Here is a 16,477-nt window from a genome sequence, read left to right as displayed (position 1 = left end):
TGTCCGTCGCCCCGCGCGGGGCGTCAGTCGCGCAGCGCTTCGATCACACTGCCGAGGTGAGCGCGGACGGCCGCTTCGGCCGCCTGCGGGTCCCGGGCCTCGATCGCCTCGATCATGGCCAGGTGTTCACTCAGGGACTGCTGGGCCCGGCCGGGGCGCAGCGCCAACTGGAAGCGGTGGCGCACCAGTTGGGCGTTGAGCCGTTCCAGGAGTTCGACGGCCGTCCGCTGGCCGGAGAACTCCCTGATCCGGGCGTGCACTTCGTGGTTGAGCTCGGAATAGGTGATGGGTTCGCCGTCGGCGACCGCCTTGACCATCGCGGCGCCCAGGCCGGCCAGCTCGGCGAGCTGGTCGTCGGTGGCCAGGACGGCCGCCTTGGCGGCGCAGAGTCCTTCGAGAGCCATGCGGCACTCGGTGATGGCGACCGCCTCTTCCACGGTCACCACCCGGACGCGCGATCCGCGGTTGCGGATGCGTTCGACCAGTCCCTCCGATTCCAGCTCGATCAGCGCCGCCCGTGCGCTGGCCCGGGTGACACCGAACTGCTCGGCGAGTTCGTTCTCCACCAGCCGCTGGGCCGGTGCCATCTCTCCGCGCAGAATCGCCTGCCGCAGCTGCACCAACGCGTGCTGCTTGGCCTGCTCGCCGGTGCCTGGACGGGCTTCCTTCTGCATTGCGCCCTCCCTGAGTGAGTGCCTGTCGAACGTAAATCTAGACCAACAAGATTGTCAACAATTTTGTTCGGCATGTTGCCGACCGTGCCGCGGCGGAACTCCGCGGTCCGCCGCCGACCCCGCCTCCGTGGAACGCACGGGTCCGGACTTCGTCCGCCCGCGACCGCTTGTGGTGCGGGAGGCACTGCCTCACGATGAACCTCGACCGTCAGGCCCGAAGCGATCGCCGGCCGAAGGGATTCACCGCATGCGTGCCTCGCTCCGCACGGGGGCGGCGGGATTCGCCGCCCTGTGTCTGACCCTCGTCGCCGCTCCCGCCCACGCGACTCCTCCCGGCCCCGGGGTCAGCGGCAGGATCATCGCGCAGACCACCGTCGACGGCACGGACTACACCCTCAGGGAGATCACGATCCCGCCCGGCCAGGCGACCGGCTGGCACTACCACGACGGCCCGCTCCACGCGTACGTCAAGCAGGGCACCCTCAGCCATTTCGACTCGACATGCGCGCGGGACGGCCTCTACCGCAAGGGCGACTCGCTCACCGAGCCGGCCGGTCCGGGCAACGTCCACATCGGACGCAACCTCGGAAGCAGGCCGCTGGTCCTCGACGTCCTCTATGTACTGCCGCACGGCGCCCCCTTCTCGGAGGACGCCCCGAACCCCGGCTGCCCCTTCGCCTAGGCCCGGTCCGCCCACGGACCGTAGGGGCCGTCACGCCGGCACGAGGACGGCCCGGTGCCGCGGCAGGCACCGTTCGCCTGCCGCGGCACCGGGCCACTCGTCGCTACGGACGTCCGGGGACTATCCCAGGACCTGGGGCACGTCGATGTCGAACCCACCCGCGCTCTCGGTCAGTTCGCGCCACACCTTGGCCGCCACGGGCACCCCCTCCCCCGCGCGCGACGCCGCGAGCGAGGCGCTGCGCTCACCCGGGTAGAACACGCCGGGTGCCCCGTCCGCCGTCGGCAGTGCCTTGAGCGTGGCGAGCGTGGCGTCGACGGAGTCGGTGAAGGCTCCGGCGTCGCCGAAGGCCGCCGGGTCGATGGCGACGATCAGCGCGTTCTGCCGGTGCTTGCGGCCCGCCGGGTCCTCGGAGTGGAAGGCGGCGAAGACGGGCGCGCCGACCAGCACGCCGGTCAGCAGCTCGAAGGCGAGCGACATGCCGGACCCCTTGGCGCCGCCCAGCGGCAGCGGCATGACCGCCTGCCGAGGGTCGGTGGTGGGGGTGCCGTCCGCGGTGGCGGCGGCGCCCTCGGGCAGCGGGGTGCCGTTCGCCCTCGCCTGCCGGATACGGCCCAGGGCGATGGTGGCGGTGGCCATGTCCAGGAGCAGCGGGGCATGGCTGTCCGCCGGTACGGCGACGGCGAGCGGGCTGGTCGCGACGGCCGCGCCCTTGACGCCGGTGTAGCCCATGTTGGGCATGCCGGCGACGAACGCGATGCCGATCAGGCCCTGTTCGGCGATCTTCGAGACGTAGTAGCCGATGGCCCCGGTGTGCACGGTGCGGCGTACACCGACGGCCGCCACTCCGCTCGTCCTGGCCCGGGTGACGGCCTCCTCGGCCGCCGCGATGAGGGCCACCGGGCCGGGCGCGCGGTCCGCGTCGAGGACGGCGACGGCGGCGCCGCCCGACTCGACGGTGATCTCGGGACGGGCGTTGGCCACCCCCTTGGCGAGCAGTTCCAGATAGGCGGGGACGCGCGCGGTGCCGTGGGAGTCGATGCCACGGAGCGCGGCCCAGACGAACACGTCGGCGGTGGTACGGGCGTGTTCGGCGCTGAGGCCGCCCTTCTCCAGGAGCGCGGCGGCGAAGCCGCGGAGCTCGTCGGCGGGGACGAGCACCTTGCCCGGCGAGGGTGTCGGTGTGTCGGTCATGGTTGCGGGTGCCTCCTGGATCAGCGGGTGACGAGGACGTCGACGACCGCGGTGGTGCCCTCCGCGACCGCCTTGAGCGCGCGCTCCAGGGCGGGGGCGAGCGCGTCCGGCGCGTCGACGGTCTCGGTGTGCATGCCGAACGGTTCGGCGAAGGCGGCGAGCCGGGGCAGCCGGTGGAGGTCGGTGCCCAGCCATTCGCCGGTCTCGGCCGCCGCGCCCTCGGGGTAGAACCTGCGGTGGTTGAGGTTCATCGACTTGTAGACACGGTTGTTGAAGACCACGATCAGCAGCGGCAGTCCGTACGCGTTCGAGGCGTCGTACGACGGGATGACGGGGTTGTACGTGAAGGCGCCGTCGCCGATCGTGAGCACCACGGGCCGCTCGCGGGCGGCGAGTTTGACGCCGAGGGCGACCGCGATGCCCTGGCCGAGTCCGCCCTGGACGTAGAAGTACGAGTCGGGGGCGGCGGTCTGCACATGGCGCTTGACGACGCGGCTGTGGGTGATCGTCTCGTCGACGACGATCGCGTCCTGGCCCTCCAGGAGCCCGCGCAGGGTCGCTGCGACGTGCACGGGGTCGACGCCCTCGGACCGCGCCGCCTTCGCCTCGGCGGCGGCGATGGCGGCCTGTTCGTCCGCGTGCCGTTCCTCGTGCTCTGCTCGGCGCGCGGTGACGGCGGCCTTGGCCTCGAGGTCGAGGGGACGGGTGGGCGCCCGCTTGGCCAGCTGGCGCAGGGTGTTGGTGACGTTTCCTTCCAGGTAGCGGTCGGCGAAGAGCGGCGGGCGAGTTCGCCCCGGCGGTGCAGCCGTCTGCGGGCGAAGCGGTCCCCGGCCAGCATCAGGTTCTCGTCCAGGGACATGCCGGGGACCAGTCCGAGGGCCCGCCGGTCGCCCGTGACGCAGCGCAGTCCGCCGGCGAGGGAGGCGTGCACCCGGCCGAACGGCACCGGGGCGCCGTCGACGTGGAGTTCGCCGGTGTCCGGGCGGCGACGGCCGGAGAGCAGGTCGAAGAGGCGGGACTGCGCGTCGCCGGCCGGTCCGAGCACCGCGACGATCTCGCCTCTTCGCACCTCGACGTCGAGGCCGCGGACCGCCCGGCCGTCGCCGAGGCCGCGCACCGCGAGACCGATGTCGTCCTTGGGGGCGGGGCGTTCGGAGCGCCGCGAGACGACGTCCCGGCCCACCATGGCCCGTACGAGCGAGTCCGGGTCGAACTCGGCGGCCGGGGCGGAGCGCACGACGGCCCCGTCGCGGAGCACGGTGAGCCGGTCCGCGACGGCCATCACCTCGTCGATGTAGTGCGAGATGTAGACGACGGCGACGCCCTCGTCGCGCAGGGTGCGCACCAACTCCCTTATCTGTCCGGCGGCTTCAGCGCTCAGACAGGCGGTGGGCTCGTCGAGGACCAGGATCCGCCCGCCGCGGCGCACCTCGCGGGCCACCTCGACCATCGTCTGCTCGGCGACGCTCAGCGAACCCGCGGTCCGATCCACGTCGATGGCGATGCCGAGGTCCGAAAGGGCCCGCGCGGCCTCGGACCTGACCGTCTTCCAGTGCACGGCGCCGCGCCGGGCGGGCAGGTCGCCGAGCATGACGTTCTCCGCGACGGTCAGGCCCATCGCCAGCTCGCGGCGCTGGGGCACCGAGGCGATGCCGAGCCGTCGGGCCTTGCGTACGGTCAGTGCGTGCTGGGTGTGTCCGTCGACCTCGATGGTGCCGGAGTCGGCCTGGTGCACCCCGGAGAGGATCTGCACCAGCGTCGACTTGCCGGCTCCGTTCATGCCCATCAGCGCGTGCACCTCGCCGGGGTGGAGGTCGAGGTCGACGTCGGTGAGCGCGGCGGCGCCGCCGAAGCTCTTGGTGACACCTCGGACGCGGAGCACGGGTCCGCGGGCGGTACCGGCGCCGCCGGCTCCCGTCGCGGTCGGAGTCCTCGGGGTCACGGCGGCACCTCCTTGGCCTTCCCGGTCCGTGAGGGTGGTCACGGCCGCGGTCCGTCGTCGTGTGCGGCACGTCCGTATCCGCGGATGTCGGGGAAGGGGGGCTCGCGGTCGGCCTGGAGGTCCACCTGGAAGGTGTTCAGGCACATCCCGAGCATGGTGAAGTTCCCGAGCGCGCCGATCGTGTCCACCAGGCCCCTGGGGCCGAAGTGGCCGAGCGCCCGGGCGAAGGTCTCGTCGCGGACGAAGTGCTCGTCGAGCACTTCCCGGCAGAACTGGTAGAAGGCCTGGTCGGCCTCGTCGTCGAAGACCGCTTCCCGCTTCTCGGCGACGGCCTTGACCGCCGCCTCCGGAACACCCGCCTCGATCGCCCGGTCCACGTGCGCGTTCCAGGAGTACTGCGCGTCCCAGTTCCTCGCGGCCATCAACAGGGTGAGTTCGCACAGGTGTTCGGGCAGACTGCAGTCGAACCGGGCGAAGGCGCCGAGGGATTCGGCGCGCTCGCACATCTCCGGGCTGTGCAGCCAGACCCGGAAGGGACCACGGACCGCGCCGCGCCGGCCGGCGATACGGGCGGCCAGTTCCCGCTGGCGCGGTTCCATGTCCTCATCGGTCAGAACGGGGAGCCTCATGTGGCTGCTACCTGCCTTTTCTTTCCGGCGTGTTTCCGGCATGTACGGGGATGCCGTGCGATGCCAGCCGACGGTGCAGCCGGGTGCGGGAAGCTCACCCTTCCCGGAATGCAAGGTAAAACTGCACGCCGGACGGCACCCGCGGACGCGAACGCGCCCTAACGTCGGTCGACGCAACACCGCCCACGGGAGAGGAACCCCGGATGACCACGATCATCGAAGCCGCGTCCGTGCCCCTGCTGGACCGGGGCGGCGCCGTCGCGACGACACCGCTCATCACCACCCGCTCGGCCGGCGGGGAGAACCGCGTCACCAGCGGGATGAGCGTCTATCCGGTCGGCTCCGGAGCACCTTTGCACTCGCACAACTGCGACGAGCACGTGACGATCCTGGAGGGCGAGGCGGAGGTGGTCGTCGACGGCGCGGTGACGAAGCTGAGGCGGTTCGACACCACGTACGTCCCCTCCCCCGTACCGCATCTGTTCAGGAACATCGGCGACCGGCCGCTGCGCATCCTGTGGGTCTACTCGTCGGGCCATGTCACCCGCACCTTCACCGAGACCGGGAAGACCGTCGAACACCTCTCGGACGAGGATCGGATGGGATGACGCGAGGACGGCCCCGCCCTTCTCGGGGCGGGGCCGTCCCCAGGAGCGGGACCTGCGGGGTCACCGGGCGGGGTCACCCACCAGGATCACCGCACGGGGTCACCGGGCGGGCGCTCCCTGGGCGGGGGCCGGGGCGAGGCCGGCGGGACGGGTCGTGAAGGTGCCACGGCCCTGGGTCCGGCTGCGCAACCGGGTCGCGTAGCCGAAGAGTTCGGCCAGCGGCACGGTGGCGGTGATCACCGACGTACCCCCGCGGACCAGCGAGCCCGAGACCCTGCCGCGCCGGGCCGCGAGGTCGCCGAGCACCGCGCCGACGGCCTCCTCGGGCACGGTGACGGTGACCTCGGCCACCGGCTCCAGCAGGACCATCGCACTGGCGCGCAGCGCCTCACGCAGCCCGAACCGGCCGGCCGCGCGGAACGCCATCTCCGAGGAGTCCTTCGCGTGGGTCGCCCCGTCGGTGAGGGTGACGCGCAGTCCGGTCACCGGGTGACCGCCGAGGGGACCCTCGGCGAGCGCGTCCCGGCAGCCCGCCTCCACGGCGCGGACGTACTCCTGCGGCACCCGGCCGCCGACGACCGCGGAACGGAAGACGAAGCCCGCCACCGAGTCCTCGGCACCGCCGGGACCGGTCCCCAGCGGCTCCACGTCGAGGACGACATGGGCGAACTGCCCGGCGCCACCGTCCTGTTTGACGTGCCGGTACACCAGACCCGAAACCCCGCGGGCCACCGTCTCGCGATAGGACACCCTCGGCCGCCCGACGGCGACGTCGAGTCCGTGGGCGCGCCGGATCTTCTCCACCGCCACCTCCAGATGCAGTTCTCCCATGCCCGACAGCACCGTCTGTCCGGTCTCGGGGTCGGTGCGGACGACCAGCGAGGGGTCCTCCTCGGCCAGTCGCGCCAGCGCCGACACCAGACGGTCGGTCTCGGTGCTGCTGCGCGCCTCGACCGCCACGGACACCACCGGATCGGCGACGACCGGCGGTTCGAGGAGCAGCGGCGCCCCGGGGGCGCACAGCGTGGCCCCGGCCCGGGCGGACTTCGGTCCGATCACGGCGACGATGTCTCCGGCCACCGCGCGCTCCAGCTCCGCGTGGCGGTCGGCCCGTACGCGCAGGATGCGGGCGATCCGCTCGGTGCGTCCCGTGCCCACGTCCAGCACCCCCTGTCCCTTCTCCACCGTGCCCGCGTAGACACGCAGGTACGTCATCCGTCCGGTCGCGGTGGCGTTCACCTTGAACACCAGGGCGGCGAACGGCGCCGCCGGGTCCGCCGCCCGTTCCCGCTCCGCGCCGTCGTGCGTGCCGCGGACGGCGGGCACGTCGAGCGGCGAGGGCAGGTAGGCCACCATGGCGTCCAGCAGCGGTTCGACCCCGCGGTTGCGGTAGGCCGAGCCGCACAGCACCACGACGCCCTCACCGCTGCGGGTGAGGTCGCGCAGCGCGGACGACAGGGTCGGCGCCGAGAGGGTGGAACGGGCGCAGAACTCCTCCAGCGCCGCCGGATGGAGTTCCGCCACCGCCTCCTCCAGGAGCCGGCGCCGGCGCCGGGCCTCCTCCAGCAGGTCCTGCGGCACCGGGATCTCCTGGGCTCCGTCGACGCCGTCGGTCCACACGAACGCGCGCATCCGCAGCAGGTCGACCACGCCGGTGAAGGCGTCCTCCGAGCCGATCGGCAACTGGACGACCAGGGGCGCCGGATGCAGCCGCTCGCGGATCGAGTCGACGGCGGTGTCCAGGTCGGCGCCCGCGCGGTCGAGCTTGTTCACGAAGGCGATCCGCGGGACACCGTGCCGGTCGGCCCGACGCCACACCGACTCGCTCTGCGGTTCGACGCCCGCCACGGCGTCGAACACGGCGACGGCTCCGTCGAGGACGCGCAGCGAGCGCTCCACCTCGTCGGAGAAGTCGACGTGGCCGGGGGTGTCGATCAGGTTGATCCGGTGGCCGTCCCAGGCGCAGGTGACGGCCGCGGCGAAGATGGTGATGCCGCGGTCGCGCTCCTGCGGGTCGAAGTCGGTGACGGTGGTGCCGTCATGGACCTCGCCTCGTTTGTGGATGGTGCCGGTGAGGTAGAGGATCCGCTCGGTCACGGTGGTCTTCCCGGCGTCGACGTGGGCGAGGATGCCCAGGTTGCGGACGGCGGCGAGGGGGCCGGTGACGGAGTCGGTGAGGTGACGGTGCAGGTCGGTACGCACGGCCGGGGCCTTTCGGAAGATCCGGAATCGGGTCGGCGCGATTCCCGGACGACACGCCTGGGTTCAGGCGGTGGCGAAGCTCCGGCGGGCACGGCACACACGACGACCGGGCATGCGGTCGCCGCCGTGCGGGGCGGAGGTCAGTGAGTCGTCGCGGGCGTCCGGTTCCGGCCGCGCAGCCGGTACCGGGCCCCCGAGGACACGAGGATCACCTCGTACTGTGACGGGGGGACGACGACAGCGGTGCGGTAACGCACGGCCCGGCCCCCCTCGTTCGTCACGGCGCACACGGCACCCGGAGTGGTGGTGTGCGGTTCGGTGGCGAGTGTAGGGAACCGGGCGCGGGCCCGGCACCGGGTTTTTCGCGACCGGCTCGGCGAGCGGGCGCGGTGCCCCGGCCGGTCGCGGCTCCTCCCCTGGCCGGATCCGCCGCTCGCGGTACCTTTCGCCCTGTCAGAGCCTTCTGGGCATCAACCGCCTTTGGACGTCAGGATGGTCATGAGCGAGGAAACGATCGTCGAAGCAGCGCCCGGAGTCCATCTGGTGCACGGCAGCAACACGAACTGGGTGGTGCTGTCCGAGGGCGACTCGGTCACCCTGATCGACACCGGATATCCCGGGGACCGGGAGAAGCTCCTGGCGTCGCTGAGAGCCCTCGGCCACGAACCCGAGGCGGTGACGGCCGTGCTCATCACCCACGCCCACAGCGACCACCTGGGCTCCGCCGAATTCCTGAACCGCACCTACGGCACTCCGGTCCAGCTCCACGCGACCGAGGTGCCGCACGCGCGCCGGGAGTTCCTCCACCAGGTGAGCATCGGCCAGGTCGTGCGGCAGGCATGGCGCCCCGGCGTGCTGCCCTGGGCGGTGCACGCCATCCGCTCCGGCGGCACGGCGGACGTGGCCATGACGAAACCCGAGGCCTTCCCGCACGCGGGCCCGCTCGACCTCCCCGGGCGGCCCGTCCCGGTGCACACGCCCGGTCACACGCCCGGCCACTGCGTCTACCACCTGCCGGAGGCCGGCGTACTGATCTCCGGTGACGCCCTGGTGAGCGGTCACCCCACCTCGCGGATACGAGGTCCGCAGCTCCTGCCCCGGATGTTCGACACCGAGCGGGCCGGAGCGCTCGCCTCGCTCGAACGGATCGAGGCCCTGGCCGCCGACGTGCTGCTGCCCGGACACGGGCCCGTGCACCGCGCGCCGGTGGGGCAGGCCGCCCAGCGGGCCCGGGAACTGGCCGGCTGACCGGGCACGGCGGCGGGGGCCGAGCGGCCGACGGGCCCCCGCGGCCGCGGGGGCCCGTCGCCACTTGACGCGAGGGGCAGACAGGTGCAAAGTTGTACATATACGTCGTAAACATACGTCGTTCCCGTTTCACCCGACCGCCGCCCGCGCGCACACGAAGGAGCCGGGCACATGAGCGCCCCCTCGACCATTCTCGTCACGGGCGGCGCAGGATTCATCGGTAGTCACGCCTGCGTCGAACTGCTCGACCACGGTTACGAGTTGATCGTGGTCGACGACTATTCCAACAGCAGTCCCCAGGTCTTCGCCCGCGTGGAACGCATCGCGGGCCGCTTCCTCGGCACCATCTACGAGCTGGACATCCGCGACCGGCGCGCCCTGTCGGCCGTCTTCGACCGGCACTCCGTGGACGCCGTCGTGCACTTCGCCGCGCTCAAGGCGGTCGGCTCGTCGACCCGGATGCCCATCGAGTACTACGACACCAACGTCGGCGGAACGACCGCGCTGCTGAGCACCATGCACGAGCACGGTGTGCGCCAGCTCGTCTTCTCCTCGTCCTGCTCGGTGTACGGCGACGCCGGCCACGGAGCGCTCGACGAGTCGACCCCGGCCCGGCCGACGAATCCGTACGCCGCCTCCAAGGTCATCTGCGAGCAGATCCTCGCCGACGTCTGCCGTCGCCACCCGGAGTACACCGTGCTGTGTCTGCGGTACTTCAACCCGGCGGGCGCCCACCCCAGCGGGCTCCTCGGCGAGGACCCCGGCGACTCCCCGGAGAACCTGCTGCCGAACCTGGCCCAGGTGGCCATCGGGCGACAGGAACGCCTGCGCGTCTTCGGTGACGACTACCCGACGGCGGACGGCACGGCGATCCGCGACTACCTGCACGTCATGGACACCGTCGAGGCCCATCGCGTCGCCCTCGACCACCTCGCCGACGAGCCGGGCATGCACGTGTACAACCTCGGCATCGGCAGGGGCAGTTCGGTCCTCGACGTGATCTCCGCCTTCTCCGCGGAGTGCGGCCGTCCGCTGCCGTACGAGATGGTCAGGCGGCGTCCCGGCGATGTCGCCGAACTCGTGGCGGACGCCTCGGCCGTGGCGCGCGCCTGGGGCTGGCATCCTTCACGCGACCTCGCCGCCATGTGCCGGGACGCGTGGCGGTTCCAGCAGCTCAACCCGCACGGCTACGCGGGTTCCGCCCGGCGCTCCTCCGGCAAGGGCTGACCCCCGAACACCCCCTCCTTACCTCCGCTCGGCCCGTTTCCCGCCGAGCGGAGGCTCCGGCCCGAGCTGCCGCTCCGGGACGGGTCGCTCCGGGAACAGCAGGTACACGACGGCACGAACACGACGGCGGGCACACGGCCGCACGGACCTAGGCTCCCGCTCCGGGGCCGGTCACTCCGACAGCAGGAACGCCGTCTCCACCAGCGCGATGTGGCTGAACGCCTGCGGCGCGTTGCCCAGTTGACGGTCGGCGCCGGGGTCCCACTGCTCCGAGAGCAGGCCGAGGTCGTTGCGGATCTCCAGGACCCGTTCGAACACCTCCGTCGCCTCCTCCCGGCGTCCGCTCGCGGCGAGCGCGTCGGCGTACCAGAGGGAGCACGCGACGAACGCGCCCTCGCTGCCGGGCATCCCGTCCACCCCGTGCACGCCCTTCCCGTTCGGCGCGTACCGGCGCACGAACCCGCCGTCGGTCAGCTCCCCCATCGCCCGCACGGTGCCGCGCACCCTCTCGTCCCCGGCCGGCAGGAAACCCAGCCGGGGGATCAGCAGCGCCGAGGCGTCCAGCGCCGACGAACCGTAGGACTGGACGAAGGACCCCCGTCCCGCGTCCCATCCCTCCCGGCACACCTCCCGGTGCACCTCGTCCCGCAGGGCCCGCCAGACGTCCGAGGACCCGTTCCTGCCGAGCAGTTCACCCATCCGCAGCGCGCGGTCCGCCGCCACCCAGGCCATCACCTTGGAGTGGACGAAGTGCCGCGCGGGGCCGCGCACCTGCCACAGCCCCCGGTCCGGCTCACGCCAGTGCAGGCGGAGCTGGCCCATCATGGCCTCCACCAGGCTCCACACCTGGCGGGGCATGGAGATGCCCGCCCGCAGCGACAGCAGGAGCGCGTCGAGCACTTCGCCGTACACGTCGAGCTGGAACTGGTTCATGGCGGAGTTGCCGAAGCGGACCGGCCGCGAGCCCTCGTAGCCCGGCAGCCACGGCGCCTCCGTCTCCCGGAGCAGCCGCTGTCCGCCGACGCCGTACACGGTCTGGAGATCGGCGGGGTCCCCCGCGACGGCCCGCACGAGCCAGCCCAGCCAGGCCGTCGCCTCGTCGCGGTAGCCGCCGCGCAGCAGGCAGGACAGTGTCAGCGCGGAGTCGCGCAGCCAGCAGAAGCGGTGGTCCCAGTTGCGTTCGCCGCCGATGCAGCCGGGCAGTGAGGTGGTCGGGGCCGCGACGATGCCCCCGGTGGGCGCGTAGGTGAGTGCCTTGAGCGTGATCAGGGACCGTACGACGGCGTCGCGCCAGGGCCCTTGGTAGTGGCACTGGGCGGTCCAGCGCCGCCAGAAGTCGCCGGTCTCCTTGAGCACCGTCTCCGCCGGGACGGACAGCGGAGCGGGCGGCTCGGGCACGTACGAGGGTGCCCACACGAACGTGAGGGTCGTCCTGCGCCCGGCCAGGACGGTGAAGTCGTGGACGGTGGAGGTCTCACTGCCGGGTCGCACCTCCAGGCCCTCGGCGTTCAGCCACACGGCGTCCGGTCCGGCGACCGCGACCGTGCAGGCCTCGCCGGCCTGGATCCAGGGCACCACCCTGCCCTGGTGGAAGCGCAGCCGCAGTTCGCTGCGCATGGTCACGGAGCCCGACAGGCCTTCCACCATGCGCACGATGCAGGGGAGCTGACTGCGCGGCGGCATGAAGTCGATGACCCGCACGGCGCCCGTGGGCGTCTCCCAGCGGGATTCCAGGACGAGTGTGTCCGGCCGGTAGGCGCGGCCCGAGCAGGACGCGCGCACAGCGCGGGAGGCCGGCGCGATGCGCCAGAAGCCGTTGTCCTCCGTGCCGAGCAGCGCGGCCAGGCAGGCCGGGGAGTCGAACCGGGGCAGACACAGCCAGTCGATGGAACCGTCTCTGCCGACCATGGCAGCGGTTTCCAGATCGCTGATGAGGGCGTAGTCCTCGATGGGTGCGTTCATGATCGAAGCCGCGCTGCCGTGTGGGGTGCAGCCCTTTCAGGATATGTCCGTGACACGGGAGTTCGCCTCCTGGACCCGTCACGAAGGCCGTCCCGCGGCGGACGGCTCGGCCGGACGCAGAGGTGCCTGCGACTGCGCCACGAACCAGTCGGCGGTGTGCCGCAGACCGTCCTCCAGGGACACCCGCGGGTACCACCCCAGTGCCTCCCGCGCGCGGGAGACGACGGGCCGCCGGCGGACCGGGTCGTCGACCGGCAGGGGCAGGAAGCGCAGCCCGCTGCGCGATCCGGTGATCGTCACGACGAGTTCGGCGAGCTCCCGCACGGTCCGCTCGTTGGGGTTGCCCAGGTTGAACGGGCCCGGACGGTGTGAGTCGATCATGGCCATCAGACCCCGGACGAGGTCGTCGACGTAGCAGAAGCTGCGGGTCTGGCTGCCGTCCCCGAAGAGGGTCAGGGGCTCGCCGGAGAGCGCCTGCCGGATGAAGCTGGAGACCACCCGGCCGTCATAGGAACGCATGCGGGGGCCGTAGGTGTTGAAGATGCGGACGATCCCCACGTCGACCGCCCGGCTCCGCCGGTACGCCATGGACAGGGCCTCGGCGTACCGCTTGGCCTCGTCGTAGACACTGCGGGGCCCGATGGGGTTGACGTGTCCCCAGTACGCCTCGTCCTGCGGATGGACCTTGGGATCGCCGTAGACCTCGCTGGTGGACGCCAGGACGAACCGGGCCGAGTGGCGGTCGGCGAGCCGGAGCATGTTCTCCGTCCCCCGGCTGCCCGCGGCCAGCGTCTCCAGCGGGAAGCGCTCGTACTCCACGGGCGACGCCAGACTCGCCAGGTGCACCACGGCGTCCACGTCCCCGGAGACGCTGAACGGCTCGGTGACGTCCCACGTCTCGAAGGCGAACCGGGGGTCGTGGCGGAGCGCGGCGACGTTGACCGGTCTGCCCGAGGAGAGATTGTCCAGACAGCAGACGCTGTCACCTCTGTTCAGCAGGGCCTCGCACAGATGCGATCCCAGGAAGCCGCTTCCGCCGGACACGACGACACGCATGGTCTCTCCTCCCGCCGGTCAGGCGGGGCCCGGGCGGCCCAGCGCGTGCAGCGCCCATCCCGCCGAGCTCCACCGTTCCTGGTCCAGGGTGTTGCGGGCGTCCACCAGGACCGGGGACCGCACCACCGTCGCGAGCGCGGCGGGGTCCAGGTCCCGGTACTGGGGCCACTCGGTGAGGTGCAGGACGACATCGGCCCGCTCGCAGGCCTTGGTCACGTCCAGGGCGAACTGAAGACCGGGGTAGGCCACTCGGGCGTTGTCGATCGCCTCGAAGTCGTGCACGCGGACCTGTGCTCCGCGGCGGCGTATCTCGTCGGCGACCACGAGTGCGGGCGAGTCCCGGACGTCGTCGCTGCCGGGCTTGAAGGCGGCTCCGAGCACCGCGACGCTCCGGCCGGCGAAGGAGCCTCCCAGGAGGCGCGCGGCGAGGTCGACGGTGCGCCGGCGCTGCCGTGTGTTGATCTCGTCGACCTCGCGCAGGAAGGTGACGGAGCCGCCGAGACCGAGTTCCTCGGCGCGGGTGGCGAAGGCCCGGATGTCCTTGGGCAGACAGCTGCCGCCGAAGCCGAGTCCGGGAGCGAGGAAGCGGGGCCCGATGCGGGAGTCCCGGCCCATCGCCTCCGCCAGGGTGAGCACGTCGGCGCCGGCAGCCTCACAGATCTCGGCCATGGCGTTGATGAAGGAGATCTTGGTGGCGAGGAAGGAGTTGGAGGCGACCTTCACCAGTTCGGCGGTGGCCGGGTCGGTGGCGATGAGCGGGGCGCCCGCCTCCAGCAGCGGCGCGTAGATCTCCCGGAGCCGCGCCTCGGCCCAGTCCTCGCCCTTCCTGGTGCCGACCACGATGCGTTCGGGCCGCAGGGTGTCCTGGACGGCGCAGCCCTCGCGCAGGAACTCCGGGTTCCAGGCCACGTCGGCCCGCGGAGCGGTGGCGCGCAGCCGTTCGGCGAGGTGGGCCGCGGTGCCGACCGGGACGGTGGACTTGCCGACCACCAGGACCCGTTCGTGACCGCTGTCGCGGATTCCGGGCGCCAGTCCGTCGACGGCGGCCTCCACGTACCGCAGGTCCGCGGCGCCCGTGTCGGGATGCTGGGGCGTGCCGACGCAGACGAAGTGCGTGTCGGCGAAGCGGGCGGCCTCGGCCGGCGAGGTGGTGAAGCGCAGCCGGCCGGAGTCCACGGCTCTCATGAGGGTTTCGGACAGGCCGGGTTCGAAGAACGGGGGCGTGCCCGCGGTCAGGGCGGCGATCCTGTCCTCGTCGACGTCGACGCCGAGCACGTCGTGCCCGATGTCGGCCATGCAGGCGGCGTGCACCGCGCCGACGTATCCGGTGCCGATGACTGTCAGACGCATGTCGTTCTCCGTGGTCGGCGTGTGGTCGGCCCGTGGCCGCCAGGCGCGTGGGTGTCGGGGGAGTCGAAGAGGTCAGTGGCGGGGGACGCCTTCCGGGACCCGCCCGGTGGCGGGCCGGTCCGGCAGCCCGCGGCGGCGGGCGACGACGGCCCCGCGCAGGAGCCCGGGCGCGAGGGCGGTCCCGTGGGTGAAGGAAGCCTCGGGCGCGAAACGGGTCCCGGTCGTGACGGAGGTCTCGGACGTGCAAGCAGTCCCGGTCGTGGCGGAAGCCTCGGGCGTGAAAGCAGTCCCGGTCGCGCAGGAAGTCTCGGGCCTGAAAGGCGTCCCGGTCGTGCAGGAGGCCTCGGGCCTGAAGGGGGTTTCGGACGTGGCAGGGGTCCCGGTCGTGCAGGCGGTCTCGGGTGTGAAGGGCGCGCGGACCCGGCGGCCGCCCTGACGGCCCATCTCCGCGGCCTCGCGCGGATGGTCGAGGAGCCAGCCGACCGCGCGTGCGGCGGATCCCGGGTCGGCCGGTGCCACGAGCAGTCCCGTGGCTCCGTGCTCGACCAGGTCGGGCACTCCGTGCACGGCCGTCGCGACGACGGGCCGGGCGGTGGCCAGCGCCTCGGTGAGCGCCCGGCCCGGGCCCTCGTGGAGAGAGGTGGTCACGAAGACGTCCAGTCCAGCGACGAGCCGGCCGGCGTCCGGACACGGTCCGGTGATCCTCACCTCGACACCGAGGTCCGCGGCGAGCCGTCGGACCTCCCCCGCCAGCGGACCGTCCCCGATCATGACGAACGCGGTGTCCGGGTGTTGCGCCCGGATCGCGGCCGCCATGCGGACGAAGGCGAGGGGGGTGTTCCGGGTGTCGACGCGACCGACGGTGCCGACGAGTGCCGTCGTCCCGGGGACGCCGAGCAGGGCGCGGGCGGACGGGTCGAACGTCTCGGGGAGGTCGTGCAGCCGTACGGCGGAGGGCGGGACCTCGCCGCGGTGCGGCGGGGCCGCGAGCTCCCCGGCCGCCGACCGCGTCACGCGCGGGGCGACCGCGGGGAACCGGCGGGCCAGCCGCCGTGCCACGCGCTCCAGACCGCGGTGCACCGGGTGTCCGGGGCGGGCCGTGTACGGGTGGAAGCTCAGTCCGTGGAGCGTGTGCGCCACGACGGGGGTGCGGCACAGCCGCGCGGCGATCCGGCCGAGTGAGCCGCCCTTCGCGGAATGGGTGTACACGACCGTGAACCGCTCGCGGCGGATGAGCCGCACGAGGCGTCCCAGCACGAGGACGTCGGCGGGGCCCAGGGCATGCCGGAACCCCGGTGTCTCCAGGGTGCGCACGCCCGCGGCCCGCGCCGGTTCCCACAGCTCGCCGCCCGGGACGCCGGCGACCCACACCTCGTAACGGTCGGGGTCCGTGCCCTCGGCGGCCAGCAGGGTGCCGTCACTGGTGCCCGCCCAGAAGCGGGTGATGACGTGCAGGACCTTGATCCGCGGCAGGAGCGGTGCGGGGGGCAGCACCTCGACGGGTGCCACCCGCGGGAGCGCCGCGGTCCTGCTGCCGGCCGTGCCGTCCGGCCGCCCCGGACGGGGGGCGAGAGTCCCGTACAGCATCAACGATCACCACCGATGGACACCTGTGCAAATACGTATATTTACGACGTATACGTACATCATCACCCTTCACGCCGTTCTGGTCAATCCAGAACATTCACCCTCATACGCCGTAT

13 protein-coding genes and 1 pseudogene are annotated in these 16,477 nt (G+C 72.4%); 4 read left to right on the top strand and 10 right to left on the bottom strand.

The genetic code is table 11. From position 1 onward, the window contains the following. Window positions 1–23: 23 nt before the first annotated feature. Window positions 24–674: a GntR family transcriptional regulator gene (locus ACFYYF_RS11915; RefSeq protein WP_388774088.1), complete on the bottom strand. Its 651-nt coding sequence runs from the start codon at window positions 672–674 to the stop codon at window positions 24–26. 247 nt (window positions 675–921) lie between these two features. Between ACFYYF_RS11915 and ACFYYF_RS11910 the strand changes: the two genes are divergently transcribed. Then, window positions 922–1,356 (top strand): cupin domain-containing protein, encoded by a 435-nt coding sequence (locus tag ACFYYF_RS11910; protein ID WP_388774085.1) that lies wholly within the window; start codon window positions 922–924, stop codon window positions 1,354–1,356. Between the two features lie 120 nt (window positions 1,357–1,476). On the opposite strand, the gene ACFYYF_RS11905 is transcribed toward ACFYYF_RS11910, so the two are convergent. The 4 genes and pseudogenes from ACFYYF_RS11905 to ACFYYF_RS11890 form a co-directional block, all read right to left on the bottom strand. After that, on the bottom strand, window positions 1,477–2,550 hold the full coding sequence (locus ACFYYF_RS11905) for an Ldh family oxidoreductase (RefSeq protein WP_388774082.1): 1,074 nt from the start codon (window positions 2,548–2,550) through the stop codon (window positions 1,477–1,479). Window positions 2,551–2,570: 20 nt separating this feature from the next. Continuing rightward, entirely contained in the window at window positions 2,571–3,026 is a 456-nt protein-coding gene (locus ACFYYF_RS11900; RefSeq protein WP_388774079.1) for a thiamine pyrophosphate-dependent enzyme, read from the bottom strand. A 353-nt stretch (window positions 3,027–3,379) separates the two neighbouring features. Next, a pseudogene (locus ACFYYF_RS11895) lies at window positions 3,380–4,432 on the bottom strand (ATP-binding cassette domain-containing protein); the annotation flags it as partial. 98 nt (window positions 4,433–4,530) lie between these two features. After that, entirely contained in the window at window positions 4,531–5,091 is a 561-nt protein-coding gene (locus ACFYYF_RS11890; protein ID WP_388774382.1) for a carboxymuconolactone decarboxylase family protein, read from the bottom strand. Between the two features lie 233 nt (window positions 5,092–5,324). On the opposite strand from ACFYYF_RS11890, the gene ACFYYF_RS11885 reads away from it, so the two are divergent. Next, window positions 5,325–5,729 carry a cupin domain-containing protein gene (locus ACFYYF_RS11885; protein WP_388774077.1) on the top strand — a complete coding sequence of 135 codons (405 nt, stop codon included), beginning with the start codon at window positions 5,325–5,327 and terminating at the stop codon, window positions 5,727–5,729. Window positions 5,730–5,828: 99 nt separating this feature from the next. On the opposite strand, the gene fusA is transcribed toward ACFYYF_RS11885, so the two are convergent. Further along, complete coding sequence (gene fusA, locus ACFYYF_RS11880) at window positions 5,829–7,931, bottom strand: elongation factor G (protein ID WP_388774074.1); 2,103 nt, start codon at window positions 7,929–7,931, stop codon at window positions 5,829–5,831. 498 nt (window positions 7,932–8,429) lie between these two features. Here fusA and ACFYYF_RS11875 point away from each other — a divergent pair, with 498 nt between their 5' ends. Then, window positions 8,430–9,179, top strand: coding sequence for an MBL fold metallo-hydrolase (locus ACFYYF_RS11875; RefSeq protein ID WP_388774072.1), 750 nt, complete (start codon window positions 8,430–8,432; stop codon window positions 9,177–9,179). A gap of 171 nt (window positions 9,180–9,350) precedes the next feature. Further along, complete coding sequence (gene galE / locus ACFYYF_RS11870; protein WP_388774068.1) at window positions 9,351–10,406, top strand: UDP-glucose 4-epimerase GalE; 1,056 nt, start codon at window positions 9,351–9,353, stop codon at window positions 10,404–10,406. A 171-nt stretch (window positions 10,407–10,577) separates the two neighbouring features. Here galE and ACFYYF_RS11865 read toward each other — a convergent pair whose 3' ends face one another. The 4 genes from ACFYYF_RS11865 to ACFYYF_RS11850 all read right to left on the bottom strand — a co-directional run bounded on the left by ACFYYF_RS11865 (window position 10,578) and on the right by ACFYYF_RS11850 (window position 16,361). Next, a complete protein-coding gene (locus ACFYYF_RS11865) occupies window positions 10,578–12,368 on the bottom strand; it encodes a glycoside hydrolase family 15 protein (RefSeq protein WP_388774065.1) in 1,791 nt (596 codons plus the stop codon). Between the two features lie 78 nt (window positions 12,369–12,446). Next, complete coding sequence (locus tag ACFYYF_RS11860) at window positions 12,447–13,424, bottom strand: UDP-glucuronic acid decarboxylase family protein (RefSeq protein WP_388774062.1); 978 nt, start codon at window positions 13,422–13,424, stop codon at window positions 12,447–12,449. A gap of 18 nt (window positions 13,425–13,442) precedes the next feature. After that, on the bottom strand, window positions 13,443–14,774 hold the full coding sequence (locus tag ACFYYF_RS11855) for a UDP-glucose dehydrogenase family protein (RefSeq protein ID WP_388774059.1): 1,332 nt from the start codon (window positions 14,772–14,774) through the stop codon (window positions 13,443–13,445). Window positions 14,775–14,846: 72 nt separating this feature from the next. Beyond that, window positions 14,847–16,361, bottom strand: coding sequence for a glycosyltransferase (locus ACFYYF_RS11850; RefSeq protein WP_388774056.1), 1,515 nt, complete (start codon window positions 16,359–16,361; stop codon window positions 14,847–14,849). Window positions 16,362–16,477: the final 116 nt, after the last annotated feature.

The sequence above is a fragment of the Streptomyces sp. NPDC001914 genome, from assembly GCF_042891215.1.
Lineage (GTDB): Bacteria > Actinomycetota > Actinomycetes > Streptomycetales > Streptomycetaceae > Streptomyces.
Note: the sequence above shows the minus strand (reverse complement) of the source record. Positions and strands in the feature narration are given on the sequence as shown.

Excerpts from the sequence above, each read along its gene's own strand:
- ACFYYF_RS11915 (WP_388774088.1), bottom strand. The coding sequence starts at position 674 with ATGCAGAAGGAAGCCCGTCCAGGCACCGGCGAGCAGGCCAAGCAGCAC.
- ACFYYF_RS11850 (WP_388774056.1), bottom strand. The coding sequence starts at position 16,361 with ATGCTGTACGGGACTCTCGCCCCCCGTCCGGGGCGGCCGGACGGCACG.
- ACFYYF_RS11890 (WP_388774382.1), bottom strand. The coding sequence starts at position 5,091 with ATGGAACCGCGCCAGCGGGAACTGGCCGCCCGTATCGCCGGCCGGCGC.
- galE (WP_388774068.1), top strand. The coding sequence starts at position 9,351 with ATGAGCGCCCCCTCGACCATTCTCGTCACGGGCGGCGCAGGATTCATC.
- ACFYYF_RS11855 (WP_388774059.1), bottom strand. The coding sequence starts at position 14,774 with ATGCGTCTGACAGTCATCGGCACCGGATACGTCGGCGCGGTGCACGCC.
- ACFYYF_RS11910 (WP_388774085.1), top strand. The coding sequence starts at position 922 with ATGCGTGCCTCGCTCCGCACGGGGGCGGCGGGATTCGCCGCCCTGTGT.
- ACFYYF_RS11860 (WP_388774062.1), bottom strand. The coding sequence starts at position 13,424 with ATGCGTGTCGTCGTGTCCGGCGGAAGCGGCTTCCTGGGATCGCATCTG.
- ACFYYF_RS11905 (WP_388774082.1), bottom strand. The coding sequence starts at position 2,550 with ATGACCGACACACCGACACCCTCGCCGGGCAAGGTGCTCGTCCCCGCC.
- ACFYYF_RS11875 (WP_388774072.1), top strand. The coding sequence starts at position 8,430 with ATGAGCGAGGAAACGATCGTCGAAGCAGCGCCCGGAGTCCATCTGGTG.
- ACFYYF_RS11885 (WP_388774077.1), top strand. The coding sequence starts at position 5,325 with ATGACCACGATCATCGAAGCCGCGTCCGTGCCCCTGCTGGACCGGGGC.
- ACFYYF_RS11865 (WP_388774065.1), bottom strand. The coding sequence starts at position 12,368 with ATGAACGCACCCATCGAGGACTACGCCCTCATCAGCGATCTGGAAACC.